23 protein-coding genes are annotated in these 24,336 nt (G+C 40.2%); 9 read left to right on the top strand and 14 right to left on the bottom strand.

Annotated features, from left to right (window positions below; translation table 11 throughout):
- Window positions 1-28: 28 nt before the first annotated feature.
- The 3 genes from FCR2A7T_RS05980 to FCR2A7T_RS05970 form a co-directional block, all read right to left on the bottom strand.
- Window positions 29-799 (bottom strand): ABC transporter ATP-binding protein, encoded by a 771-nt coding sequence (locus FCR2A7T_RS05980; protein WP_023570386.1) that lies wholly within the window; start codon window positions 797-799, stop codon window positions 29-31.
- 1 nt (window position 800) lies between these two features.
- A complete protein-coding gene (locus FCR2A7T_RS05975) occupies window positions 801-1,544 on the bottom strand; it encodes an MlaE family ABC transporter permease (RefSeq protein WP_035117447.1) in 744 nt (247 codons plus the stop codon).
- A 215-nt stretch (window positions 1,545-1,759) separates the two neighbouring features.
- The gene (locus FCR2A7T_RS05970; RefSeq protein ID WP_023570384.1) at window positions 1,760-2,611 is read right to left on the bottom strand and encodes a glycosyltransferase; all 852 of its coding nucleotides are present in this window, start codon (window positions 2,609-2,611) and stop codon (window positions 1,760-1,762) included.
- Between the two features lie 206 nt (window positions 2,612-2,817).
- Between FCR2A7T_RS05970 and FCR2A7T_RS14745 the strand changes: the two genes are divergently transcribed.
- From FCR2A7T_RS14745 to FCR2A7T_RS05950, 4 genes are all read left to right on the top strand, one after another.
- Window positions 2,818-4,341, top strand: coding sequence for a hypothetical protein (locus FCR2A7T_RS14745; RefSeq protein WP_023570383.1), 1,524 nt, complete (start codon window positions 2,818-2,820; stop codon window positions 4,339-4,341).
- Window positions 4,331-4,933 carry a gliding motility-associated C-terminal domain-containing protein gene (locus FCR2A7T_RS05960; protein ID WP_035117445.1) on the top strand — a complete coding sequence of 201 codons (603 nt, stop codon included), beginning with the start codon at window positions 4,331-4,333 and terminating at the stop codon, window positions 4,931-4,933. Before FCR2A7T_RS14745 ends, FCR2A7T_RS05960 begins: the two co-directional genes overlap by 11 nt.
- Window positions 4,934-5,023: 90 nt before the next feature.
- Window positions 5,024-5,899, top strand: a complete 876-nt coding sequence (locus tag FCR2A7T_RS05955; protein WP_023570382.1) for a glycosyltransferase family 2 protein — start codon at window positions 5,024-5,026, stop codon at window positions 5,897-5,899.
- Complete coding sequence (locus FCR2A7T_RS05950) at window positions 5,899-7,365, top strand: polysaccharide biosynthesis C-terminal domain-containing protein (protein ID WP_035117444.1); 1,467 nt, start codon at window positions 5,899-5,901, stop codon at window positions 7,363-7,365. Before FCR2A7T_RS05955 ends, FCR2A7T_RS05950 begins: the two co-directional genes overlap by 1 nt.
- Here the strand turns inward: FCR2A7T_RS05950 and FCR2A7T_RS05945 are convergent.
- Both FCR2A7T_RS05945 and gcvP read right to left on the bottom strand, forming a co-directional pair.
- On the bottom strand, window positions 7,362-8,420 hold the full coding sequence (locus tag FCR2A7T_RS05945; protein WP_023570380.1) for a 3-oxoacyl-ACP synthase III family protein: 1,059 nt from the start codon (window positions 8,418-8,420) through the stop codon (window positions 7,362-7,364). The genes FCR2A7T_RS05950 and FCR2A7T_RS05945 overlap by 4 nt on opposite strands.
- A 223-nt stretch (window positions 8,421-8,643) precedes the next feature.
- Window positions 8,644-11,493 carry an aminomethyl-transferring glycine dehydrogenase gene (gene gcvP / locus FCR2A7T_RS05940; protein WP_023570378.1) on the bottom strand — a complete coding sequence of 950 codons (2,850 nt, stop codon included), beginning with the start codon at window positions 11,491-11,493 and terminating at the stop codon, window positions 8,644-8,646.
- 188 nt (window positions 11,494-11,681) lie between these two features.
- On the opposite strand from gcvP, the gene FCR2A7T_RS05935 reads away from it, so the two are divergent.
- Window positions 11,682-12,497, top strand: a complete 816-nt coding sequence (locus FCR2A7T_RS05935) for a hypothetical protein (RefSeq protein ID WP_023570377.1) — start codon at window positions 11,682-11,684, stop codon at window positions 12,495-12,497.
- On the opposite strand, the gene FCR2A7T_RS05930 is transcribed toward FCR2A7T_RS05935, so the two are convergent.
- The 9 genes from FCR2A7T_RS05930 to FCR2A7T_RS05890 form a co-directional block, all read right to left on the bottom strand.
- Window positions 12,477-12,932, bottom strand: a complete 456-nt coding sequence (locus tag FCR2A7T_RS05930) for an SRPBCC family protein (protein WP_035117442.1) — start codon at window positions 12,930-12,932, stop codon at window positions 12,477-12,479. The genes FCR2A7T_RS05935 and FCR2A7T_RS05930 overlap by 21 nt on opposite strands.
- A complete protein-coding gene (locus FCR2A7T_RS05925; protein WP_023570375.1) occupies window positions 12,929-13,837 on the bottom strand; it encodes a TIGR01777 family oxidoreductase in 909 nt (302 codons plus the stop codon). Before FCR2A7T_RS05925 ends, FCR2A7T_RS05930 begins: the two co-directional genes overlap by 4 nt.
- A 3-nt stretch (window positions 13,838-13,840) precedes the next feature.
- Window positions 13,841-14,662 carry a DCC1-like thiol-disulfide oxidoreductase family protein gene (locus FCR2A7T_RS05920; protein ID WP_035117440.1) on the bottom strand — a complete coding sequence of 274 codons (822 nt, stop codon included), beginning with the start codon at window positions 14,660-14,662 and terminating at the stop codon, window positions 13,841-13,843.
- Window positions 14,659-15,372, bottom strand: a complete 714-nt coding sequence (locus FCR2A7T_RS05915) for a YqjF family protein (protein ID WP_023570374.1) — start codon at window positions 15,370-15,372, stop codon at window positions 14,659-14,661. The genes FCR2A7T_RS05920 and FCR2A7T_RS05915 overlap by 4 nt, the downstream gene beginning before the upstream one ends.
- A gap of 72 nt (window positions 15,373-15,444) precedes the next feature.
- Entirely contained in the window at window positions 15,445-15,948 is a 504-nt protein-coding gene (locus tag FCR2A7T_RS05910; protein WP_023570373.1) for a GbsR/MarR family transcriptional regulator, read from the bottom strand.
- A 101-nt stretch (window positions 15,949-16,049) separates the two neighbouring features.
- A complete protein-coding gene (locus FCR2A7T_RS05905) occupies window positions 16,050-18,077 on the bottom strand; it encodes a M3 family metallopeptidase (protein WP_023570372.1) in 2,028 nt (675 codons plus the stop codon).
- A gap of 202 nt (window positions 18,078-18,279) precedes the next feature.
- Window positions 18,280-18,765 (bottom strand): 5-(carboxyamino)imidazole ribonucleotide mutase, encoded by a 486-nt coding sequence (gene purE / locus FCR2A7T_RS05900; RefSeq protein ID WP_023570371.1) that lies wholly within the window; start codon window positions 18,763-18,765, stop codon window positions 18,280-18,282.
- Between the two features lie 131 nt (window positions 18,766-18,896).
- The gene (locus FCR2A7T_RS05895; protein WP_023570370.1) at window positions 18,897-20,054 is read right to left on the bottom strand and encodes a 5-(carboxyamino)imidazole ribonucleotide synthase; all 1,158 of its coding nucleotides are present in this window, start codon (window positions 20,052-20,054) and stop codon (window positions 18,897-18,899) included.
- Between the two features lie 56 nt (window positions 20,055-20,110).
- Window positions 20,111-20,644, bottom strand: a complete 534-nt coding sequence (locus tag FCR2A7T_RS05890; RefSeq protein ID WP_023570369.1) for a hypothetical protein — start codon at window positions 20,642-20,644, stop codon at window positions 20,111-20,113.
- Window positions 20,645-20,763: 119 nt separating this feature from the next.
- On the opposite strand from FCR2A7T_RS05890, the gene FCR2A7T_RS05885 reads away from it, so the two are divergent.
- From FCR2A7T_RS05885 to obgE, 4 genes are all read left to right on the top strand, one after another.
- A complete protein-coding gene (locus tag FCR2A7T_RS05885) occupies window positions 20,764-21,297 on the top strand; it encodes a phosphoribosyltransferase (RefSeq protein WP_023570368.1) in 534 nt (177 codons plus the stop codon).
- A 34-nt stretch (window positions 21,298-21,331) separates the two neighbouring features.
- Window positions 21,332-21,904 (top strand): adenylate kinase, encoded by a 573-nt coding sequence (locus FCR2A7T_RS05880; protein WP_023570367.1) that lies wholly within the window; start codon window positions 21,332-21,334, stop codon window positions 21,902-21,904.
- 65 nt (window positions 21,905-21,969) lie between these two features.
- Window positions 21,970-23,202: a hemolysin family protein gene (locus FCR2A7T_RS05875; RefSeq protein ID WP_035117438.1), complete on the top strand. Its 1,233-nt coding sequence runs from the start codon at window positions 21,970-21,972 to the stop codon at window positions 23,200-23,202.
- Between the two features lie 84 nt (window positions 23,203-23,286).
- On the top strand, window positions 23,287-24,297 hold the full coding sequence (gene obgE, locus FCR2A7T_RS05870; RefSeq protein WP_023570365.1) for a GTPase ObgE: 1,011 nt from the start codon (window positions 23,287-23,289) through the stop codon (window positions 24,295-24,297).
- Window positions 24,298-24,336 lie beyond the last annotated feature (39 nt).

Below are 24,336 nucleotides of genomic sequence, written 5' to 3'. Positions count from 1 at the left end.
AACGGAGTCACTTTGGACTCCGTTTTTTTTATAATTTATCCGCTCTGTTCTGCGCTTTTCGTACTTTTTTGAATAATTCTGAAGAATATACAAAGTCCACAATCGCTTCGTTATCGGTTTTGAAGATTTCTTTTTTAGTGCCTTCCCACGCCAATACTCCTTCTTTCAGGAAAATGATTTTCTCTCCAATTTCCATTACCGAGTTCATGTCGTGGGTGTTAACTACGGTTGTAATGTTGTATTCCTGTGTGATTTCCTGAATCAGATTGTCGATTACCACGGCCGTTTTCGGATCCAGACCGGAATTGGGTTCATCACAAAATAAATATTTCGGATTGTTTACAATCGCGCGCGCAATGGCCACGCGTTTCTGCATTCCTCCGGAAATTTCAGAGGGTTTTTTGGTGTGCGCATTAATCAGTTTCACTCGGTCGATTACAAAATCAACACGCTCCTTAATTTCTCTGGTCGATTTATCACTGAACATTTTTAATGGAAAGCCAATGTTTTCTTCCACCGTCATCGAATCAAACAGCGCACTTCCCTGGAATACCATTCCGATTTCCGTACGAAGGGTGCGTTTGTCATCGGCACTCATTTCAGAGTAAACACGGCCGTCGAAAGAAATAGTTCCTGCGTCAACACTGTGTATTCCGAGTAAACTTTTAAGCAAAACCGTCTTTCCGGAGCCACTCTGACCGATAATCAGGTTGGTTTTTCCGGTTTCAAAAGTGGTCGTAATTCCTTTTAAAACTTTCTGTTCTCCAAAGGATTTTTCTACATTTTTTACCTCAATCATCTTATTTGCTTAACAGTAATTGTGTTAAAATATAATTCACCAAAATAATCGCTACCGATGTCCAAACGAACGAAGTTGTACTTGCTTTTCCTACTTCCAACGCACCGCCTTTCATAAAATAGCCGTGAAAAGAAGGAATCGTGGCCAATAAAAAGGCAAAACACACGGTTTTGATAAAAGCATACGTAATATGAAACGGAATGAATTCCACTTGTAATCCGGTTTGAAATTCGGTACTGGTGGCAAATCCTCCGTAAACTCCGGCAATCCATCCGCCTAAAATCCCTAAAAACATGCTAAGACCAATTACGAAAGGATACAACATCATCGCCACAATTTTTGGAAACACCAAATAGTTCAACGAGTTTACCCCCATTACCTCCAATGCGTCGATTTGCTCCGTAACCCGCATGGTTCCAATACTTGAAGTGATAAATGATCCCACTTTTCCGGCCATGATAATGGAAATAAAAGTAGGGGCAAACTCAAGAATCACCGATTGACGGGTAGCAAAACCAATCAAATATTTAGGAATTAACGGGTTGGTTAGGTTTAACGCCGTCTGAATCGCCACAACCCCGCCCACGAAGAAGGAAATGAAAGCCACAATTCCTAAGGAACCAATGACCAAATCGTCGATTTCCTTCATGATGAGCTGTTTCATCATCGACCATTTGGTGGGTTTGTTGAAGACTTCTTTCAACATCAAAAAGTATTTTCCTATCTGGGATAAATATCGAATCATAGTATACTGAAAATAATGGCTAAAATAGTAAGAAGTTACGAGTTTTGGGGTATCAGGTTAGAGTTTTTGTTCTCTTGAGTGTGTCGAAAGAAGGGCGTGTCCTTTCAGGTCGGGCTATCCGCTGTATCTTTTTCGGTAGCTTCGAGAGCCTCAGCCACCGAAAAAGGATGCCGCTCCTATCCCTCACGCAACTTTTCGTGTAATAACAAATGTTGTTATTTAAACAATTTTTCTTTCATCTTTTTCCAACGGTAGTTTCGGATAAACTTCGCCTGTTCTTGGGTAACCAAAAGCGGTTGATGCTCCGATTTCGCTTTCCAGAATCCTTTCAGGTAATCCAAAAACAAAAGCGGTTTTCCTTTGCGCATCGCCAGTTTTAAGGAAGCGATTGCCGTGATGATAAAACCATAACCCAACCTGTAAAACGCTTCCCCCTGTTTGTAACGGGACGCTTTGTTGTAATTCGCTCCGGTAGGTTTTAAGTGTTTTACTTGCAAATGTGCATCGGTTACGACTTTCCAATCGTAGAATTTGCACAACAATTCGTCCACCGTGTCCCAACCCATAGCGGGTTGAAGTCCGCCAATTTGTTCAAAGCAAGCTTTTCGGTAGGCTTTGAAAGCACCTCGGATGTGATCTTTATCGGTTAGATTTTCTAAAATCCACTCGCTGTTTTTCTCAATGTAAGCAAAACCACCAGCCATTCCGATTCGTTCATCACTTTTAAAATGTTTGACAATCGTTTCAAAGTAATTCTTCGGAAAAATCAAATCAGCATCGGCTTTTACAAGGATATCGTAGTTTTCATCTATCGTTTCCAATCCTTTCTGAAAGGCCTGAATCACTTTGCTTCCCGGCAAATGAATCGCCTCCGAGTTTTTGTTTACCAAGGAAATCCATGGGTGTTTTTCGGCGAAATCAGTAACAATGGTGGCTGTTTGATCCGTAGAATTGTCATTCACCACTACCACTTTGGCGGGTAAAACCGTTTGGGAAATCAACGATTGTAACGTTACGCCAATAAAAGCAGCTTCGTTGTGGGCGGGAATTATAATGTAATAACGCATTTCAATTGAAGGATTGTCTGCAAATTTAAGGATTTAATCATGACTTTTAACAATTGTATTAATGTTGGGGTGCAGATGATAACTTCCTTGTTTTTAGGAGTAAAGTGATCTGAAAGTACTTTTTGAAATGGATTTTACAATCGTTGTAAAGCATGAAAAAGCGGTCTTTTGAGTTTAATGTCGTATTATTGCAAAAAAAAAATATAATGCGATATTTCTTCTTAATTACGCTGTTTTCCGTGTCTGCTTATTCCCAGGTTCCTTTTCCTTTCAATGCCAGTTCCGCCGGTGCGGGTAGGGCTGAAAGGTTAGCCAGTTTTACGGTTTCGGGTGCTGGAAATGATAGGGTTGAAATAACCAACGATACTGATTTTGACGGACAGTTTGCACCAACGCTATGGTCGTACCGGGATACCGATAACAGACAGGTTTTCAGTATCAAATCTTCCATTCCGGGAACGCTAGATAATGGTACTGCGCCGATAATGTTGTTTGCGACATCCATCAATAATTCGCCGCAATTTAACGCGCCGGGAACAGGCGATTTTCCTTGGGGTAATGCCGGAACGGCTTTGAATATAGTAAACCGCCCTTTGTTTCAATGGCGCAACAATTCCTTGAGAATCATGACCATGATTCCGAACGGAAATGTGGGTATCGGAACGATAGCGCCGACCGCACGTTTGCACAACAATGGTTCCGTAAGGTTTGAAAATCTTGGCACTCCCGCCAGTCCGAATCCGAGTTTTATTCTGGGAACCGATGCGATAGGAAATGTGTTTCAATACAATACTTCGCTGTTTTCAGGCACGGCTGATGCTGATTGGTTAAAACCGAATGGCACGGTTGCGATGTCCATAAACGATGATATTTATACCAACGGAAGGGTGGGTATCAACGCTCAAAACCCAACGGCAAATTTCCACCTGAACGGAACGGCCCGATTCGAAAATCTTGCCAATGCAACGAATCCGAATTTTCTTTTGGGAACGGATGCTAACGGGAATATGTTTGAATACGATCCGACTTCCTTAACCGGAACTTCTGATGCCGACTGGTTAAAACCCGACGGATCCATTCCGAATTCGATAAACGACAATATTTACACCAACGGAATGGTCGGGATTAACGTTCAGAATCCAACTGCAAATCTGCATTCCAATGGGTCTTTGCGTTTCGAAAATCTTGTAAATGCCACCAATCCAAATTATATTTTAGGAACGGATGCCAATGGAAATGTTTCGGAATACGATCCGACTTCCTTAGCCGGAGCTTCAGATGCCGATTGGTTAAAACCGGACGGAACTTTGGCAATGTCCATAAATGACAATATTTATACCAATGGTAAAGTCGGAATCGGAGTGAGTACTTTTCCAACTCTTGTGGGAACGGAAGACGTGAGTTTTTACAACCTGTATGTTAAAGGCGGTTTGCTGACCGAAGAAGTTCGGGTGGCTTTAACGTCGGATTGGGCGGATTATGTATTTAAAAAAGATTACAAGTTGCCTACATTGAAAGACGTTGAAAAACACATCAACGACAAAGGACATTTGAAAGATATTCCAAGTGCCAAAGAAGTGAAAGACAACGGTATAGAGCTTGGTGAAATGAACAAACTCCTTTTGCAGAAAGTGGAAGAACTGACTTTGTACATTATCGATTTGAATAAAAAAGTGGACGCGCAGCAAAAACAAATTGAAACATTGGTAAAATCAAAAAATGAAGAATAGTTTCCTTTTTTTGCTGTTTCTTTTACTCTGTAACAGTGTTGCTGCTTCTGTGTCGTTTCCTCGCGAAACCAGACTTGTTTCCGAATCCGATACGATTCCGTTGAGCTATAAATTCAATAATTGTTTGGCATACATCCAGTTGGACCAACCAGAGGTGAATCCTGTTTACCTGTATTGGGCTTCCAATCGCATAATGGTACAGAATAATTATAGAGTTCCCGTAAATTACAATATTACAATGAAAGCGGGAAATGTTATCGTTTTAAAACCCAATACTAAAGTCGTAACCGGTTCAAATTATTTGGCAAGAATTGAGCCTTGCGACAGACAATGCGAGATAGAGATTCCAAAAGGGATTTCGCCAAACGGAGACGGTTTAAATGATGATTTCGATCTGTCATTAATTTGTCCGGTTAAATCGGTCAAAATTTTCAACCGTTACGGAGTGATGCTTTTTGAAGGCGAGTCGTATAAAAAAGAATGGCACGGACAGGATGCCAATAATAACATCTTGCCCAGTGCAACTTATTTTTACCGGGTAGATTTCGAAGACGGTCAGATAAAAACAGGCTGGATTTATCTGAACAGGTAGTAGAAGTCCGGAGAATACAAAAGTTAGCCGTTTTTTTAAATTGAAGCTAATGGAATTGTACTATTTTTACAGCTTCTAATGTAGTTTGTTTTGAAGAAAGTCAGTGTTGTCATAGTTACTTATAATGGGGTGAAATGGATTGAAAAGTGTATCAAGTCGCTTTTACAGTCCAATTATCCGGTTGATATTGTAGTAGTGGATAACGATTCAAACGATGCTACGCTTGCCGTGTTGGAACAATTTCCGCAACTTCATCTGATTACATCCGATTCGAATTTAGGTTTTGGGAAAGCCAATAATATAGGAATCGAATATGCGCTGAAGAACGAGGCCGATTATGTTTTCCTGCTCAATCAGGATACATGGGTTTTTGATAATTCAATAGAAGAACTGGTTAAAACCGCCGAAAGGAATCCCGAGTTCGGAATTGTGAGTCCGATGCACTTTTCGGGTGATGAAGTAACCTTGGATGAGAATTTCAAAACCTATTTCGGAAAAAAAACAGCGGAGTTAAAAGAACAAAACGTTGTTGTGGTTCCTTTTGTAAATGCTGCGGCTTGGTTGGTTTCCAGAGGTTGTTTGGAGAAAGTGGGAGGGTTCGAACCGCTTTTCGGACATTATGGCGAAGACCGTAATTATTGCAATCGGGTTTTATTTCATAACTTTAAAATTGCCATAACCGAAAAATCAAAAATCTGTCACGACCGGCAAATTGTAAGGGGTTTTAAAAAAGACCTTGTCCAGTCGAAATACAAACTGCTTTCGGAAGTTCTGGATGTTAACGATTCACTTTTAACGAGTTATTGTAAAGGATTGAAATCGGTGTTTGGTTTGCCGAAATATTTTGGTAAATTTTATCCGGCGATGAAGGTTTTCGAATTGTTTTTCGGTTTAATGATGTATTATTGGGAGCTTGTTTTTTCGATTGGTAAAATTTCAAAAGCAAGAGCCAAAGCCAGACAATAATGGAAAAAAAGGCCCGTTTTAAACAAGTTTTTCTCTTTACCATAATTAATTATGTGGGTATTCTCATTGGGATTTTCTCCACACTTTTTATATATCCTGAGAATAAAGAATTTCTGGGAATCATCCGTTACATCGAATCCATTTCGCAGATTTTATTTCCGATTATGGTTTTGGGCGCCTCGCATGCACTGATCAATTTTTATCCGGCACTGAATGAGGAAAACAAAAACCGACTCTTCAATTACAGTGTTTTTTCCGTAGGACTGCTCAGTGTGGCGACTTTCGTGGTGCTTTTGCTGGCGTCTCCTTTTTTCAATTGGGGCAATTTACAGTATTTCTATTTCGCATTCCCTATCGCTGTGGCTTTGGCTTTTGTCGAACTTTTTAAACGTCAGGCCACCAATCTTGAGAAACTGGCCGTGCCAACCCTCTTTGAAAAGATAATTCCGAAAATAGCCCTACCGGTTGTTTTTGTACTGTTGCTTCATAAAAGCTCGTCGGTTAATGTGTCTATCGGGTACTATATTATTTCGTATGTTCTGATGTTTGTCCTGATTGCGGCATATCTTTTCAGAAATTATAAGTTCAGATTCAACTTTGATTTCAAGCCGCTTTATGCCGAACTTTCCCGAAAAGAATATTTTCGTTATAGCTTGTATTCCTTTGCCGGAAGTTTCGGTTCGTTTTTTGCGTTTCGAATCGATTCGTTAATGATTCCCGAATTCCTTTCTTTCGATGCCAACGGAACATTTAACATCGGGGTTACTCTGGCATCTGCTTTGGCTATTCCGGCAACAGGTGTTTTTGCGTTGTATGCGCCAATAATTTCCAATTATCTGAAAACGGATAATTTGAAGGAGCTGAATGTGAAATACATTGAAGTGGCGAAAATGCTTTTTTGTATCGGAGCTTTGCTTTACAGCTGTATTTTTCTGGGGATTCACTTTTTGTTCGAACTGTTACCTACCTATGAAAGTTTGGCGCCTTCCATCCCGATTATCCTCATTTTAGGTTTCAATGTGTTGATTAATATGGCTACCGGGTTCAATTCGGAAATTATTTCCTATTCGAAATATTACCGGTTCAACCTCATTTCCATTTTCGTACTCATCATTTTGAATGTGGGACTGAACCTGTTTTTCCTGAAGTGTACCGATTTGGGAATTGTGGGTGTAGCCTATTCCTCTTTAATTTCCATGAGTATTTTTAATGCGGCAAAACTGTTGTTTATTTACCGGACGTTTAAGTTGTTTCCGTTCGATTACGGTTTTCTTAAACTTGCGCTGTTATTTTTATTCACAGGCGTGGTGGTTTACTTTTTACCCGATGCCCCAAACAAACTGCTGACGCTTTTCTATAAAGTAAGTCTAAATGCAGCAGTAAATGTTTTCCTGATCTACAAACTCAAACTCGTGTATCAGGTTACTTTTTGGGTGAATAAAGCACTGACTTGGTTTAAGCGTTAACAGCGGTAAACAAACGCATTGATATTCATTCCCGCACCCACCGAAGCGAATAGTATCACGTCGCCTTCATGCAATTCCTGATTTTCAATTTTACCTTTCAGAATCAAATCGTAAAGCGTAGGGATGGTAGCCACACTACTGTTTCCGAGTTTTTTAATGTTCATCGGCATCACGTTTTCGGGAGCTGTTTGCTTGTATAGTTTGTAAAAACGCTGTACAATAGCTTCGTCCATCTTTTCATTCGCCTGATGAATCAGTATTTTTTTAAGATCCGAAATCGGAATGCCACTATTTTCCAAACAGGCTTTCATGGCAAGCGGAACATTTGTTAATGCAAATTCGTAGATTTTTCTGCCATACATTTTCAGGTATCTGACATCGGGATTATGGTCGACGTTATAGGATTTCCCGAAGAACAGGAATTTGCTTTCCTCATACGTAAAGGAAGCGGTTTCATGGGCTAAAAATCCACCTTCGCCATCGGTCAGTTCAAGAACCGTAGCACCGGCTCCATCCGAATAAATCATACTGTCCCTGTCGTGCACGTCTACCACTCTGGAGAGGGTTTCGGCGCCAATCACCAAGCATTTTTTTGCCATTCCAGCTTTAATAAACGCCTGTGCCTGAATCATGCCTTCAATCCAGCCCGGGCAGCCGAACATCACATCATAACCCACGCATTTTGGGTTTTTTATTCTCAGTTTGTGTTTTACTCTTGCCGCAATACTCGGTACTGTGTCGGATTGGATGGCACCGTGTTTTACATCGCCAAAATTGTGTGCGACTATAATATAATCTAATGTTTCGGGATCAATTTTCGAGTCTTCAATGGCCTTTTCACCGGCAAAAAAAGCAATGTCGGAAGTGGTTAAGTTGTCTTCAACATAACGACGCTCTTCAATTCCGGTAATATCCTTGAATTTTTCAGCTATAACCTCATTTGGAACGGCATAGGTAGAGCCGTCTTCATTTAGGAACTGATGTCTTGCAAAATCGGTATTTGTAACAATTTGGGGTGGGATATAACATCCTGAACCCGTTATTTTTATAGCCATGACGTAGGTTTCAATACTACTAAGTTAGTCATTCTAAATCGTGATAAATTCAAAAAAGATAAATTCAGCTGTATTTTTATGAAAACGTTACGGGAATGTCAATAAAATTATAAAATGTATTTTTATTTTCTAATTTGATGCGAATAATGTATTTGTATTTTGCGAAAAAAATAACCCTTCCGTTTCCGAAAGGGTTGTTTGTTTTTACGTAGTGCATCTGAATTTAACTTTCAATATACGCTTCAATCGGTGCACAAGAACAAACTAAGTTTCTGTCACCGTAAGCATCATCAATACGTCTAACGCTTGGCCAGAATTTATTGTCGGCAATATATTCCAACGGATACGCTGCTTTCTCTCTTGAATAAGGGAAATCCCAACGCTCGGCAGTTAGCATTGCTAAAGTGTGTGGTGCATTGTGAAGTACCGTATTGTGGTCGTCAGCTGTAGAATCTTCAATTTCTTTTCTGATCGAAATTAAGGCGTCACAGAAGCGGTCAATTTCCGCTAAATCTTCTGATTCTGTCGGTTCTATCATTAAAGTTCCGGCTACCGGGAAAGAAACCGTTGGCGCATGGAAACCGTAATCCATTAAACGTTTTGCGATATCACCTACTTCTACTCCTTTTTGTTTGAATTCACGACAATCCAAAATCATTTCATGCGCGGCACGGCCCATTTCACCTGAATATAAAATAGGGTAATGTCCTTCAAAACGCGCTTTCATGTAGTTGGCATTTAAAATAGCATGCTCGGTGGAAGAACGTAAGCCTTCAGCACCTAACATACAGATGTAACCATAAGAAATTAAACATACCAAAGCCGAACCATAAGGCGCTGCGGAAATAGCAGTAATTGCCTGATCGCCACCAGTTGCTACAACCGGGTTTGAAGGTAAGAACGGTACTAATTTTTCGTTTACACAAATTGGTCCAACACCTGGTCCACCACCACCGTGGGGGATCGCGAACGTTTTGTGTAAGTTCAGGTGACAAACGTCTGCACCAATAGTCGCCGGATTGGTCAATCCAACCTGTGCATTCATGTTCGCACCATCCATGTATACTAATCCGCCATTATCGTGGATTAATTGCGTAATTTCAATAATAGAGGATTCGTAAACGCCGTGCGTAGAAGGGTAGGTTACCATCAAACACGATAAATTATCTTTGTTTTCGATCGCTCTTGCTCTTAAATCTTCTACGTCGATGTTTCCTTCCGGAGTGGTTTTGGTCACGATGATTTTCATACCCGCCATCGCTGCCGAAGCCGGATTTGTTCCGTGTGCCGAAGAAGGAATCAAACACACATTTCTGTGGTGATCGCCTCTCGATTGGTGATACGCACGAATGGCCATTAAACCGGCGTATTCTCCTTGTGCTCCCGAATTCGGTTGTAAGGATGTGCCTTGGAAACCGGTTACCACATTCAGCTGCTCTTCTAGTTTTTTAAGCATTGTTAAATAACCAGCTGCCTGATCTGCCGGAGCAAACGGGTGAATGCTGTTCCAGTTTGGCATGGATAACGGTAGCATTTCTGCTGCTGCGTTCAGTTTCATCGTACAAGAACCCAATGAAATCATCGAGTGGTTTAAGGATAAATCTTTACGCTCTAATCTTTTGATATAACGCATCAATTGGCTTTCCGAATGATGGTTGTTGAATACTTCGTGTTGTAAGAACGATGAGGTACGGATTGATTTTTCTGAAAGTTGTACTTCTGAAGCCAATTCCGAAACATGTACTGCAGATTTTCCGGCAGCTTCCGCGAAAATGGCAACGATAGTATTGATGTCGGAAAGCGAAGTTGTTTCGTTGAAAGAGATCGATACGCTTTCGTTGTTAGGATAGAAGAAGTTTACTTCGTTTTTCTCCGCGATTGCTCTTACTTTAGCAGCATCGGCTTTCACTAAAATAGTGTCAAAGAAAGAAGAATTCACTTGATTTACACCGATGATGGATAAGGCTTTCGCAGCCGTAACTGCCGAAGCATGTACTTTATCCGCAATATACTGTAGCCCTTTTGGTCCGTGGTACACTGCATACATACCAGCCATAACCGCTAACAATACCTGAGCAGTACAGATGTTAGAAGTTGCTTTTTCGCGTTTGATGTGTTGTTCACGAGTACCTAATGCCATACGTAGCGCGCGGTTTCCGTTTGCGTCGATGGAAACACCAATGATACGACCCGGCATCGAACGTTTGTATTCTTCTTTAGTAGCAAAGTAAGCGGCGTGAGGTCCACCAAATCCCATCGGAATTCCGAATCGTTGCGTAGTACCCACCACCACAGCAGCACCCATTTCTCCCGGAGACGTTAATTTCACTAAGGATAAAATGTCGGCAGCCACCGCTACTTTAATTTCTTTTGATTTTGCCGTGTGGATGAAACCTGCGTAATCATAAACTTGTCCGTATTTGCCCGGATATTGTAAAATCGCTCCGAAGAAATCTTCTGAAAAATCAAAAGTTTCGTGATTGCCAACCACTAATTCGATACCCAGTGGCGTGGAACGCGTTTGTAGTACCGAAAGTGTTTGTGGTAAAATTTCTTCCGAAACGAAGAATTTATTGGTATTGTTTTTCTTTTGGTCGCGGGTTCTTACATCGAATAATAACGCAATAGCTTCTGCAGCTGCGGTTCCTTCATCAAGAAGGGATGCGTTGGCAATTTCCATTCCGGTTAATTCGATAACAGTAGTCTGGAAGTTCAGTAAAGCCTCTAAACGACCTTGTGCAATTTCCGCCTGATACGGAGTATACGCTGTGTACCATCCAGGGTTTTCGAAAATATTTCTCTGGATTACCGGAGGAACAATCGCCGGGTGATACCCTAAACCGATATACGATTTGAATACTTTATTTTTTGCGCCCAACTGACTTACGTGAGTTAAATACTCATATTCGGTCATGGCAGGGTCTAATTGTAAGTCTTGTTTTAAACGGATTCCATCGGGAAAAGTTTCATAAAGAAGTTGCGTCATGTCCTTTACACCAATGGTTTTGAACATGTGTTGCAGGTCGGATTCTCTCGGCCCGATGTGTCTTAAAGCAAATGCATCTGTTTTCATCAGTTATCTATACTGTTTGTTTAAGCGTTTGGGGGATTGTAAGTACCTCAAACAAAGTTTTGAGTTGTGTTTTAACGAGAACAAAAATAATTATTAATATCCTAATATTCTTGTTTTTTAACGTCAATTTTATGCAGAATTGTTAACCGAAAATCAGACTTATTAACAGATTGCTTACTTTTGTAAGTATGCAATTACTCAAGCGAATAATCGGCTTTTATATCAACGGAAGTATTCATGTAGCTTTGGCGGTTTATGCCTTGGTGCGCATGACGTTTCATTTCTTTCATATTGCGTACGATGAGCCAATGGCTTTGTTTGCTTTTTTTGGTACGATTGTGGGCTATAATTTCGTAAAATACGATGAGTTGGCGCGTGCCAAAAAGGTAACGTGGAGCAATCAATTACGTGCGATTGTGGGGTTGAGTGTGGTTTCTTTTCTGGCCACCGCTTATTATTTTTTTCATCTTGAGCGAAACACTCAATTGGTAGCGGTCGGTTTTCTGGCGTTAACAATGTTGTATACGTTGCCGGTTTTTCCGAAGATTGGCAATGCCCGCAATTGGGCCGGTGTAAAAATCTATATTGTAGCGTTTTGCTGGGCCGGAATAACGCTGTTTTTGCCGATAATCAATGCCGATTTACCGCTTTCGCACGATGTATGGCTGAAGTTTTGTCAACGGTTTTTACTGGTGATTATCCTGATTCTGATTTTTGAAATCATCGATCTCAAAAATGATGATTTGTCACTTCAAACGGTACCGCAAAAGCTGGGTGTGCGGAAAACAAAAATCCTCAATTTGTTTTTACTCATTCCGTTTTACGGTCTGGAATTTTTGAAATCCGATTTTCAGCTTGTGCAGCTTTGGATAAATTTGGTTTTAGTGCTAACCATTGCACTTTTTACGATTTTCGCCAGTCCGAAGCGTTCCGACTATTACACGTCTTTTTGGGTGGAAAGTATTCCGGTTTTCTGGTGGATTTTAGTGGTGTTTTTCGGCTGAAACTTTAATGAAAGCATTTCGTTTTTGAAGCAATCGGGTCAAGTAATTTTTTAGTATCCATCGGTTGAAAAGCCTGCCTAAAATCCCAAACGAAATTTCGTAATGAACTTCGTCTGTCATAATCGTCCGTCCGTTTTCTTCACGGAAAAAATGGCTGTGTTGAAACGATTTAAAGTGTCCCTGAAGCATTTCATCCGTAAAAGAATTGTAAAACGACATTTCAGTGATTTTACTTTGATGCGTGAGAGGAAAGCCAAAATGTTTTCCCTTGAACGTTACGGTTTCGTCCAGTTCAATTAATCCGGAGGTCTTCCCTGCGATAGCTTTTTCACCAGAATCTTTCATGGATTCCTGATGGAGATTGATATTCCGACTCAAATCGAAAACTGTTCTTTTATCGGCATTTATTTCGGTAACGAGTTTAATAGTAATCATTTTTGCAATAGATTTTGGAACGTTTTGTTGAGGTCGGCATAGTTAAATTCAAATCCGTTTTCCTGCAATCGTTTCGGAATTACATTTCTGCTTTTTAAGACCAATTCGGTTTCCGTACCGATCACATTGGCGCCAAATTCGAGCATTTTTTTACTGATGGGTGTGCCAAACGGAATTTTCATTTCTTTTCGGAGCGCTTTCATAAAATCTTTGTTCTGAATGGGTGAAGGCGAAACGATGTTGATGCAACCCGTGATTTCCTTTTCAATGATAAAATCTAATGCCCGTGCAAAATCGTGTTCATGAATCCAACTGATGAACTGGTTGCCTTTTCCCTGTTTACCGCCGAAACCGAGTTTGGTCAGGTTTTTTATCGGCAGAAAAGCGCCGCCTTTTTTTCCTAAAACAATTGAAGTTCGTAACGCAGTTTTTAATGTTTTCGGGGTTTCGGTTTCAAAAAATGCCTGCTCCCAATTTTTGGCAATGTTCATGGAAAAATCGTCGCCAATTTCACCGTGGTATTCGTCCATTTGAAGGTCTTCGGAATGGCGGTAAATTGTGGATGTAGATGCGTTCAGCCAATGTTTCGGCGGATTTTTACATTGTAAAACGGCCTGATTTAAAATTCGAGTACTGTCAATTCGGGAAGCGAGAATTTCGGCTTTGTTTTCCTCGTTGTAACGGCAATCGACTGATTTTCCGGCAAGGTTGATCAGTACATCGGTATTTTCGAGTTCGCTTTCCCAACCGGTCATCGTTTTGGCATCCCAATGAATGAATTTGATGTTGTTTTTCAGTTTTGATTTTCCTCTGGTCAGAATGATTATGTTTTCGTGTTTAGCTTCGAAATAGCGGGTTAGGACTTGGCCTAAAAAACCGGTTCCCGCGGCGATGATGATTTTCATTACTTAAAGATTTAAAATTAATAAGAGTGCGATAATGCGGTATACAATCCAAGTCGTGGTTAGCCATTTTGGCAATTCCAATAAGGTAACTCTTCTGAAATGTTCCCGAAACATTACTAAAACAGTTGTTCCGAACCAAAGTAGCACAACAGTTTCGCTTATTTTAAAAAATGAATTGGCAATGATTATCGGCAATAATAATAAGGAGCCGAAAAGCGAAACGGTCATCAGGTTTCCAATATAATTGAGAATGGTTTTGCAATCGAATCGTATTAAAAATGCACTTTGAAAAATGATTTGCCCTGTAGCTAACAAAAGTTCGCGCGTAAGACTTCCGTTTGGCAGTTGCGGAATCATTTTAGAACACGCATTAAGAATCAGTGTCGTTACTACAATTGAAAACAAGAGGTATAAAAAGCGGTATTTGTAATTGAATGAGGGTTCGCATTTTAAGGTGGTGTTCTTGTGTAACGGACCGGGAATAATGACTTTTCGGTTGTAAGAAATGAACGCGTAGAGTTTTCTCAAAAAGAAATGAACCGGTTTTATTTTTCCGATAGTTGCAATAAGAGGGAAGGAGTTGCCCAATACTTTCAGCAGACTGTCGATGCCGTAAATAACCGTTTTGTTTTGGGTGTCGATTAAAGCGATTTCGTTCGCAGCTCTTTCTGTGTCGATAAAATGGGCTTCCTCTGTTGTGATTTTCGTAAAAGGTTTTTTCCCATTTTCATCTAAAATTCCTGTTTTTACAAAAGCTGAGGTATAGGCCTGACAAAGCGGACAGTCTTCATCGTACAGCAAAGTTTGATTTTCAAGCGTTTTCATAATGCAATTTTTCGTTTGTTTTCCACTGAAATTTCAGAACCTTCCGCCAAATACACTGAGGTTGGCTCTAGCAGATTTAAGAAAGCGAAATCACTTCCGTATACTTTTTCAAAATCAATGGTAATTTCATGGTTTTTGATGAGGTACTGGTTCCATTTCGGATGTTTTACTTCATATTCATACGTAGTAGTTTCGTTGTATTTGGTGTAACCGAAATAATGTTCGGTGATGAATTCGGCTTCCGTTCCCGTTTCGATTGGCGTTGAAAAATCATAGGCTTTTACTTCGATGGTGTTGGTCGTGTTTTGATGGCGCCACTGATAACCAATCGTACGTATTTCAGCCTGTAATTCATTCTTATGATTCATCGCTAAAGTTTCATAGTTTTCTTTGTAAAAAGTATTGGCTACAAAAGTAATGGCGTATTTCGGAACAATTTCCTTGATGAAAACCACGCCGCGTTTCCATTGCCCGTTTTCAAAACGTTTGACGTAAAAACGAAGGTTCACTTCTTCAAAATCAGTGTGTTTCGGAATTCGGAATCCTAATACTTTGGTGTCTTTGAATAGAAAGCCTACCAGACTCACGTAGCAGTTACCGTTCCAGTAATCCAATTCGGTTCCTGTCGGAAGGTATTTTTCCAGCTGTTTCGGATTGATGACATAATTTGCCAGAATCAGATTTTTCCATTGTGCGGTTAAGAAACTCATGATTTTATAATTTATTGTTAATTTTAAACTTTCAGAAAAAAATGAAAGTTTGTGTTAAATTTTTTTATGCTGTTATTTCATAATCTTGATTACCAATTTGGTCAGCCAGTTGTCTTTGTATTCGGTGATTTTGTCCAGCACATTGTCGGCTTTCAAAACGAAATCGTAGAGTTTTGTGGTTTGTTCCACGAAGTGTTTTTCTTCCGCCGTGGCGTTGGCTTCAATAGATGAAACTTCTTTTAGTACTTTGAGTGCCGGCTTGATTTCGCGTTTACTGCGTTCTCTTGAAATTTTCACGGCCAATTCGTCCAAATCTTTTTCTGCGGTAAAAAACTCGCGGCGTTCACCGGCTTTGTATTCTTTGTACACAATGCCCCAATCCATTAAAGCTCTTAGGTTCATGCTGGCATTTCCTCTGGAAATCTGTAGTTCTTCCATTATATCTTCCATAGAAACCGGTTCGCTGGAAACCATCAGTAAGGCATGAATCTGCGCCATGGTTTTGTTGATGCCCCATTGGGAACCTAACGCACCCCAGGTTTGAACGAACTTGTTTTTTGCTTCTTTGAATTCCATACCTCAAAGATATGTATAAGTTTTTAAACTTTCAAAAAAAAATGAAAGTTTATTTTAAAAGAAAACCGAAGCGACAAACTCCGGTTTCTATATTCTAAATTTTAAATTAACCCCGCACGTTTCAATAACGCTTCCGGTTTTGGTTCCTGACCTCTGAATTTTTTATACAACGTCATCGGTTGATCGGTGCCGCCCTGAGACAGTACGAAATTTTTAAATTTATCGGCCACTTCTTTATTGAAGATCCCTTTTTCCTGAAAATAGGCGAAGGCATCGGCATCCAAGACTTCTGCCCATTTGTAACTGTAGTAGCCTGATGAATAGCCGCCCTGGAAAATATGGGAGAACGAAACACTCATGCAATTTTCGGCGACGTCGGGATATAAAGCCGTATCGTCCATCGTTGTTTTTTCGAAGACTTTTACATCGGTGATTCCGCTCGGATTGTTGCTGTGGAACGCCATGTCCAATAAGCCGAAACTCAATTGGCGTAACGTAGCCATGCCTTCTAAAAAGTTAGCACTTTCTTTGATTTTATCGACATATTCCTGCGGAATGATTTCGCCGGTTTCGTAATGGTGTGCAAACAACGCCAATGCTTCCGGTTCGTAGCACCAGTTTTCCATTACCTGACTCGGTAATTCCACAAAATCCCAATATACGGATGTTCCGGATAAACTCGGATAAGTGGTATTGGCTAACATGCCGTGCAATGCGTGTCCGAATTCATGGAAAAGTGTTGTCACTTCATTAAAGGTCAGCAAAGACGGTTTAGTTTCAGTTGGTTTGGTGAAATTACAAACGATGGATACGTGCGGTCTTTCGTTTACACCTTCTTTTACATATTGTGGTTTGAAGGACGTCATCCAGGCGCCGTTACGTTTTCCTTTTCTCGGGAAGAAATCGGAATAGAAAATGGCAACCAGATTTCCATCGGCATCCGAAACTTCAAACGTATGCACGTCTTCGTGGTATTTGTCGATGTCGAAAACTTCGGTAAAGGTCAATCCGAAAAGTTTGTTGGCAATCGTAAAAGCACCGTTTTGAACATTTTGCAATTTGAAATACGGCTTCAGTTTTTCATCGTCCAGATTAAATAATTCCTGTTTCAGTTTTTCCGAATAATAGGAACCGTCCCATTTTTGCAGTTGGTCAATACCGTCCAGTTTTTTAGCGAATAGCGTCAGTTGTTGAAATTCTCTTTCGGCTGCCGGTTTCGCTTTTATCAGTAAATCATTCAAAAATGATTTTACTTTCTCCGGATTTTGCGCCATACGTTCTTCCAAAACAAAATGAGCATGGGTGGCATAGCCTAGTAAATTAGCACGTTCATGACGCAGATTGGCAATTTTTAAAACATTCTGCTGGTTGTCGAATTCGTTGTTCTGAAACGCTTTTTTACCATAAGCAATGGAAAGTGTTTTTCGGAGTTCACGATTTTCGGCGTAGGTAACAAACGGCAGGTAACTCGGAACATCCAAAGTAAAAATCCAGCCTTCTTTATTGTGACTTTTCGCTAATGAACGCGCGCCTTCGATAACACCTTCCGGTAAACCTTTTAGGTCGTCTTCGTTGGTAAGGTGTAATTCGTAAGCATTGGTTTCGGCCAGCACGTTTTCACCGAAAGTTAGTTTTAGTTTGGCTAATTCGGTGTCGATTTCACGCAAACGAGTTTTTTTGTCGTCGGTTAAAAGCGCTCCGTTTCGAGAGAAGTTTTTGAATTTTTTATCCAAAAGCATTGCCTGTTCCGTAGAAAGATTCAGGCTGTCTTTTTGTTCGTAAACCGTTTTTATTTTTTCGAATAAAGCGGTGTTTAGCGTAATATCGTTGCTTAATTCAGTTAGCATCGGAGAAACTTCCTGCGCGATTTTCTGCATTTCGTCACTGGTTTCTGCCGAATTTAAATTGAAAAAAATACTGGTAATTCTGTCCAATATTTGTCCGCTGAACTCCAAGGCTTCGATTGTATTTTCGAAAGTGGGTTTTTCCGGATTGGCCACAATAGCATCGATTTCAGTACGGGCCAATTGAATGCCTTCCGTGATTGCCGGAACAAAATCCTCGATTTTTATCTTTGAAAAAGGAGCGGTATTGTGCTTGGTTGAAAAATATTTAGTAAGAATATTCATTTTAGTATGTGTTTTGTCGATTTTATTTGCTGTATATCGAAAGGAATTATATATTTGACGAGTAAAATTCTGATAACGAATTTAATACCGCCTTTTTTGACCCAAAAAAGATTGAAAATAAACACCGGCTAATTTTAACCCATTAGTCTGTGGACCCCTGAAAAAGCGCTAGCCACAAGCGCTTTTTCTATTTTTGTGAAGGTTACTTCTTTAGGTTTTCCGCCGCAGTAAGTACCGCTTGTTTCAGTCCTTCTTTATAGGCAATCATTTTATCCAAAACGACTTTATCGCTACTTCCAATGATTTGAGCGGCTAAAATTCCGGCATTTTTCGCGCCGTTAAGAGCAACGGTCGCTACAGGAACCCCACCCGGCATCTGCAGGATGGATAAAACGCTGTCCCAGCCGTCAATGGAGTTGCTCGATTTAACAGGAACACCGATTACGGGAAGCGGACTCATAGACGCTACCATCCCCGGAAGATGCGCTGCGCCACCGGCACCGGCAATAATTACTGAAATTCCTCTTTTGTGGGCATTCTGACTGAAATCAAACAGTTTTTCCGGCGTTCGATGCGCTGAAACGATGTCTACTTCGGTTTCGATGCCGAAATTTTTTAAGATGTCGATGGCTTCCTGCATTACCGGCATATCGGAAACGCTGCCCATTACAATAGCTACTTTACTCATAGGTGTATGTTTGGTTGTTCGTCCTTCAAAAAGCTCAGGATGACAATTGTTATTTGCTTATTTGGTTTTACAATTTCTGTACTCTGAATTCGGCATCCGACATTATCTTACGCCTTCTATCTGAATACTAATTATTGAACACTGATCACTCGAATACTGTTCTTAACTTCTTCGGCAATTTTTCGGGCTTCAGTCATGTTTTCGTTTACGATGGTCACGTGCCCCATTTTTCTGAACGGACGGGTTTCTCTTTTTCCGTAGATGTGCGGCGTTACACCTTCAATGGCCATAATTTTTTCGATGTTTTCATACACAACAGGTCCTGAAAAACCTTCGGCGCCTACCAAATTTACCATAATTCCGGCAACTTTACTGTTTGTATTTCCTAAAGGTAAATCTAATATCGCCCGGATGTGTTGTTCGAATTGAGAAGTGTAACTCGCTTCAATCGAATAATGTCCGGAATTGTGAGGACGCGGTGCCACTTCATTTACCAAGATTTCATCGTTTTCGGTTTGAAACATTTCAACGGCCAGTAAGCCCACATGATTGAACGCTTCCGATACTTGTAAAGCTACTTTTTGCGCTTTTTCTGCAACAACTTCACTGATACGCGCCGGGCAAATCACGTATTCCACCTGATTGGCTTCCGGATGAAATTCCATTTCCACCACAGGATAGGTTTTGATTTCGCCGGAAACGCTTCGGGAAACAATAACTGCCAATTCGTTTTTGAAAGGCACCATTTGTTCGGCGATGCATTCTACTTCGGGTAGATCGATTAAATCTAAAGTGGAGCGAACGATTTTTACGCCATTTCCGTCGTAACCGAATTGTGCACATTTCCAAACGAAGGGAAATTCTAATTCGTCTTTTTCCAACGATTGTTTCAAATCATTCAGTCCTGTAAAACGCTGGTGCGCTGATGTTGGAATGCCATTTTCCACATAAAAATCTTTCTGACGGCCTTTGTTCTGAATCATTCGAAGGGTTTTTGGCGACGGATAGACTTTCAATCCTTCTGTTTCCAAAGCGTCCAAAGCATTCAGATTTACGTTTTCGATTTCGATGGTTAAAACATCCACCATTTTTCCGAATTGGTAAACAGTGTCATAATCCATAAGGCTTCCCAGAAAAAATTTTGTGGCACCAAACTGGCAAGGTGCTTCTTTGCTGGAGTCTAAAACGTAAGTTTGAATGTCGAATTTGCGGGTTTCGGTAAGGAGCATTTTCCCTAATTGGCCTCCGCCAAGAATTCCTAATTTAAAATCGGAAGAAAAATAATTCATCGTGTTGTTGTTTGCGCAAAGATAGGTAACAATTTGAGGATATGAAAATTTCGAAATTATTTGATTTTTCTTAAAATTTCTCTTGCTGCTGCTTTGTATCCTGCCGATTGATTGGCGTAATCCCGACTAACAATTTCCTTGACTTCATCTGCAATCCAAGGTTCTTTTTTGCCAAAATGATACAGGGTTTTCATGGCATATACTTTGCAGGCCACCCGTTCGTCCCGAATCAACCAGTCCAGGCAAATTTCTGTTAGTTTTTCCTGTTGCGATTCCGAAAGTTTTATTTTATCGGAAGTGCCCAGAAAATAAGCCACACGCGATATGCCTCGAATTGCCGAATCGTTTTTGTATTCTGAAATTGTCTGACAGATTGTATCAATGAAAGGAAAAAGCATTTCGGTTTGATGTTCGGCCAGCATTTCGATAATCCAAACGTCTTTATGGTGGTGTTTATTGTTAAGATCAGTGCCGAAAGCAATCAGTTCTTCCAGGAGTTCCGGTTGTTGGAGGACAAGATCCCGCATTCGGTTTCGATTTTCGGTACTGGCGTTGATTTTGCTGAGTTGATCGGTGAACGTTGAATTCATTGCTGATTTTATTAATGCAACTAAAGTAGGTTAAAAAGCCGGATTAGCAATTCATAACTTTTAATTCATAACTCATATCTAAAAATAATTATCTTTGCCAATTATTCTATAAGTTAACGATGGAAATTCAACTTCACGACAAAAAATTTGTTCCTTTTATCTCTGCAGAAGAACTGGACTTTGCTATTTCAAGTATGGCACAACAGGTTGCCAAGGATATGGGGAATGAAATCCCTGTATTTATAGGTGTTTTAAACGGCTCTTTTATGGTGGTTTCGGATTTTATGAAACATTACAAGAAACCTTGCGAAGTAAGCTTTATCAAGATGGCTTCCTATGAAGGTATGGAAACGACTCATGAAGTGAAACAACTTATCGGACTGAACCAGGATTTAACCGGAAGAACCGTAATTGTGATAGAAGATATTGTGGATACCGGAAATACAATTGTAGAATTGCACCAATTGTTTGCTGATAAAAACCTAAAAGCGCTAAAATACGCCACCTTGTTTTTAAAACCTGAGGCTTACAAAAAAGACATCAAAATTGATTATATTGGTATCGAAATTGAAAACAAATTCATCGTTGGTTTCGGATTGGATTACGATGGTTTGGGACGAAATTTATCGGAAGTATATCAGTTAAAAGGATAATTTACAACATAACTACAAACAACAATTTTTTAAAATGATCAACATTGTTTTGTTCGGGAAACCGGGCGCAGGTAAAGGAACACAAGCAGAATTTTTAAAAGAAAAATACAACTTAACACACCTTTCTACCGGTGATATTTTTCGTTACAACATGAAAAATGATACCGCATTAGGAAGGGAAGCAAAAGGTTATATCGATAACGGGGATTTAGTGCCGGATAGTGTAACTATTAAAATGTTGCAGGATGAGGTAGATAAAAATTTGGATTCAAAAGGATTTTTATTCGACGGTTTTCCAAGAACATTGGCTCAGGCAGATGCTTTGGATGCTTTCCTGAAAACCAAAAACTGGGAAGTCACGGCAACGATTGCTTTAGAGGCGGATGATAATATTCTGGTACAGCGTATTTTGGAAAGAGGAAAAACTTCCGGAAGAATTGACGATCAGGATGAAGAAAAAATCCGTAACCGTTATGAAGAATATAATGAAAAAACAGCTCCTTTAATGAATTATTATAAGGACCAGAATAAGTTTTATGCCGTAAACGGTATTGGGTCTATTGCTGAAATAACAGAGCGTTTAAGCGCTGTAATAGACAAGTTGTAACGTAAAACACAAACATGGAAATACTCATAATTTTCTTTTTGATAGTACTGAACGGAGTTTTCTCCATGTCGGAAATCGCATTGATTTCGGCCAGAAAGAATCGTTTGGAATCCGCAGCAAAAAAAGGAAATACCAGTGCGAAAGCGGCCTTGGATTTAGCCAATTCGCCTAATAAATTTTTGTCCACAGTACAAATCGGGATTACCTTAATCGGAATCTTAACCGGTATTTACAGTGGTGAAAAAGTTACTGACAACGTACAGCTTTTTTTAGAAGGTTTTGAAACCTTAAAGCCCTATTCTCAAAGTTTGGCTGTTGGAATTGTTGTAGTGGTTTTGACTTATTTTTCTTTGGTAATCGGAGAATTATTGCCAAAACGAATCGGTCTAAATTACCCGGAATCCATTGCGAAAGCGGTGGCGGTACCCATGAAAGCGGTTTCAATCATTACCATGCCGTTTATCTGGTTGTTAACCACCTCGACGGATTTTGTGCTGGATGTTTTCAAAATTAAACCTACAGCCGACGGAAAAGTAACGGAAGAGGAAATCAAAGCCATCATTAAAGAAGGAACCGAAGGCGGAGAAGTACAGGAAATCGAGCAGGACATCGTGGAACGCGTATTCCATATCGGTGACCGAAAAGTAAATTCCTTAATGACACATCGAAAATCGGTGATGTACTTATCTTTAGAAGATAATGTTGAGGAACTAAAAGAGAAGGTGTTGGAAGAATTGCATTCGGTTTACCCGGTTTGCGACGACAACCTCGATAATGTAGTAGGAGTAGTATTGCTCAAAGATTTGTTTTTGAGTTTCGAGAAAAAAGGAAATTTCGATTTAAGAACAATTGCTAAAGAGCCGGTATATTTTATTGAACACACTTCGGCGTACAAAGCCTTGGAAAATTTTAAGAAAACCAAGGTGCATTATGCTTTGGTAACCGACGAATACGGTGTGGTTCAGGGTATTATTACCTTAAATGATATTCTGGAAGCCTTGGTAGGCGATGCGGCCGATTTTTATGAAGAAGAATTCCAGTTAATCGCCCGCGAAGACGGCACTTGGTTGGTAGACGGACATTATTCGCTACACGACTTCCTGACGTTCTTCGATATGGATGATCTGATTAATGATTATGATGTTACCACAGTTAGTGGTTTGATAATGACCGAGTTGTCGTATATTCCAAAGGTGGGCGAAATCCTCGTTTGGAACAAAATGGAATTGGAAGTTATCGATATGGACGGCGTAAAAATCGATAAGGTTTTAGTGCGCCAATTGAAAGATATAAATTAAATAGTATTCAGTGTTCAGTGAGCAGTTGGCAGTTTTTAACGCTGAACACTGAACACCGAACGCTGAATACTGAATACTGAAACAATGACAGAGGGGAATTTTGTAGACTACGTAAAAATATATGTAGCTTCCGGAAAAGGAGGTAAAGGGTCTACGCATTTGCATAGGGAAAAATTTATTGAAAAAGGTGGTCCGGACGGTGGTGACGGTGGTCGCGGCGGACACGTATATCTGGTTGGAAACAAAGGATTGTGGACGTTGTTCCACTTAAAATTCGCACGTCACATTAAAGCCGGTCACGGGGGAGATGGAGGAAGTGCCAGAAGTACGGGTGCCGATGGAGAAGATAAATACATTGAGGTGCCTCTTGGAACAGTAGTTCGCGATAAGGAAACTGATGAAGTGCTTTTTGAAATTACGGAACATGGCGAAAAACGCATCCTTGTAAAAGGAGGAAAAGGTGGATTGGGAAACTGGCATTTCAGGAGTTCCACCAATCAAACGCCACGCTATTCACAACCGGGATTGCCATCCGAAGAGATGGATGTTATCTTAGAGTTGAAAGTATTGGCTGATGTTGGTTTGGTAGGATTTCCAAATGCGGGAAAATCGACGTTATTGTCGGTATTGACTTCCGCAAAACCAAAAATTGCCGATTATCCGTTTACAACACTAAAACCGAATTTGGGAATTGTCGCTTACCGTGATTTCCAATCGTTTGTAATTGCGGATATTCCCGGAATTATCGAAGGTGCGGCTGAAGGTAAAGGATTAGGACATTACTTTTTGCGTCACATCGAACGAAATTCGACTTTATTGTTTTTGGTACCAGCCGATGCGCCGGACATTAAAAAAGAATACGATATTCTTTTGGATGAACTTCGTCGTTACAATCCGGAAATGTTGGATAAAGACCGTTTGGTGGTAATTTCAAAATCCGACATGCTTGACGACGAACTGAAAGCCGAAATGAAAAAACAGTTGGATAAAGATTTCAAAGGAATCCCATATATGTTTATTTCCTCAGTGGCTCAACAAGGGCTGACCGAATTAAAAGATAAACTTTGGCAGATGCTGAATGTGGAAACAGAATAAAACTAAAGGTGTTCGAATGAGCACCTTTTTTATTTCTAG

It is taken from the genome of Flavobacterium cauense R2A-7 (assembly GCF_000498475.1).
Classification (GTDB): domain Bacteria; phylum Bacteroidota; class Bacteroidia; order Flavobacteriales; family Flavobacteriaceae; genus Flavobacterium; species Flavobacterium cauense.
The sequence above is the reverse complement of the archived record's forward strand: the minus strand, read 5'-3'. Positions and strand labels throughout refer to the sequence as shown.

Excerpts from the sequence above, each read along its gene's own strand:
- FCR2A7T_RS05980 (WP_023570386.1), bottom strand. The coding sequence starts at position 799 with ATGATTGAGGTAAAAAATGTAGAAAAATCCTTTGGAGAACAGAAAGTT.
- FCR2A7T_RS05975 (WP_035117447.1), bottom strand. The coding sequence starts at position 1,544 with ATGATTCGATATTTATCCCAGATAGGAAAATACTTTTTGATGTTGAAA.
- FCR2A7T_RS05970 (WP_023570384.1), bottom strand. The coding sequence starts at position 2,611 with ATGCGTTATTACATTATAATTCCCGCCCACAACGAAGCTGCTTTTATT.
- FCR2A7T_RS14745 (WP_023570383.1), top strand. The coding sequence starts at position 2,818 with ATGCGATATTTCTTCTTAATTACGCTGTTTTCCGTGTCTGCTTATTCC.
- FCR2A7T_RS05960 (WP_035117445.1), top strand. The coding sequence starts at position 4,331 with ATGAAGAATAGTTTCCTTTTTTTGCTGTTTCTTTTACTCTGTAACAGT.
- FCR2A7T_RS05950 (WP_035117444.1), top strand. The coding sequence starts at position 5,899 with ATGGAAAAAAAGGCCCGTTTTAAACAAGTTTTTCTCTTTACCATAATT.
- FCR2A7T_RS05945 (WP_023570380.1), bottom strand. The coding sequence starts at position 8,420 with ATGGCTATAAAAATAACGGGTTCAGGATGTTATATCCCACCCCAAATT.
- gcvP (WP_023570378.1), bottom strand. The coding sequence starts at position 11,493 with ATGAAAACAGATGCATTTGCTTTAAGACACATCGGGCCGAGAGAATCC.
- FCR2A7T_RS05935 (WP_023570377.1), top strand. The coding sequence starts at position 11,682 with ATGCAATTACTCAAGCGAATAATCGGCTTTTATATCAACGGAAGTATT.
- FCR2A7T_RS05930 (WP_035117442.1), bottom strand. The coding sequence starts at position 12,932 with ATGATTACTATTAAACTCGTTACCGAAATAAATGCCGATAAAAGAACA.
- FCR2A7T_RS05925 (WP_023570375.1), bottom strand. The coding sequence starts at position 13,837 with ATGAAAATCATCATCGCCGCGGGAACCGGTTTTTTAGGCCAAGTCCTA.
- FCR2A7T_RS05920 (WP_035117440.1), bottom strand. The coding sequence starts at position 14,662 with ATGAAAACGCTTGAAAATCAAACTTTGCTGTACGATGAAGACTGTCCG.
- FCR2A7T_RS05915 (WP_023570374.1), bottom strand. The coding sequence starts at position 15,372 with ATGAGTTTCTTAACCGCACAATGGAAAAATCTGATTCTGGCAAATTAT.
- FCR2A7T_RS05910 (WP_023570373.1), bottom strand. The coding sequence starts at position 15,948 with ATGGAATTCAAAGAAGCAAAAAACAAGTTCGTTCAAACCTGGGGTGCG.
- FCR2A7T_RS05905 (WP_023570372.1), bottom strand. The coding sequence starts at position 18,077 with ATGAATATTCTTACTAAATATTTTTCAACCAAGCACAATACCGCTCCT.
- purE (WP_023570371.1), bottom strand. The coding sequence starts at position 18,765 with ATGAGTAAAGTAGCTATTGTAATGGGCAGCGTTTCCGATATGCCGGTA.
- FCR2A7T_RS05895 (WP_023570370.1), bottom strand. The coding sequence starts at position 20,054 with ATGAATTATTTTTCTTCCGATTTTAAATTAGGAATTCTTGGCGGAGGC.
- FCR2A7T_RS05890 (WP_023570369.1), bottom strand. The coding sequence starts at position 20,644 with ATGAATTCAACGTTCACCGATCAACTCAGCAAAATCAACGCCAGTACC.
- FCR2A7T_RS05885 (WP_023570368.1), top strand. The coding sequence starts at position 20,764 with ATGGAAATTCAACTTCACGACAAAAAATTTGTTCCTTTTATCTCTGCA.
- FCR2A7T_RS05880 (WP_023570367.1), top strand. The coding sequence starts at position 21,332 with ATGATCAACATTGTTTTGTTCGGGAAACCGGGCGCAGGTAAAGGAACA.
- FCR2A7T_RS05875 (WP_035117438.1), top strand. The coding sequence starts at position 21,970 with ATGTCGGAAATCGCATTGATTTCGGCCAGAAAGAATCGTTTGGAATCC.
- obgE (WP_023570365.1), top strand. The coding sequence starts at position 23,287 with ATGACAGAGGGGAATTTTGTAGACTACGTAAAAATATATGTAGCTTCC.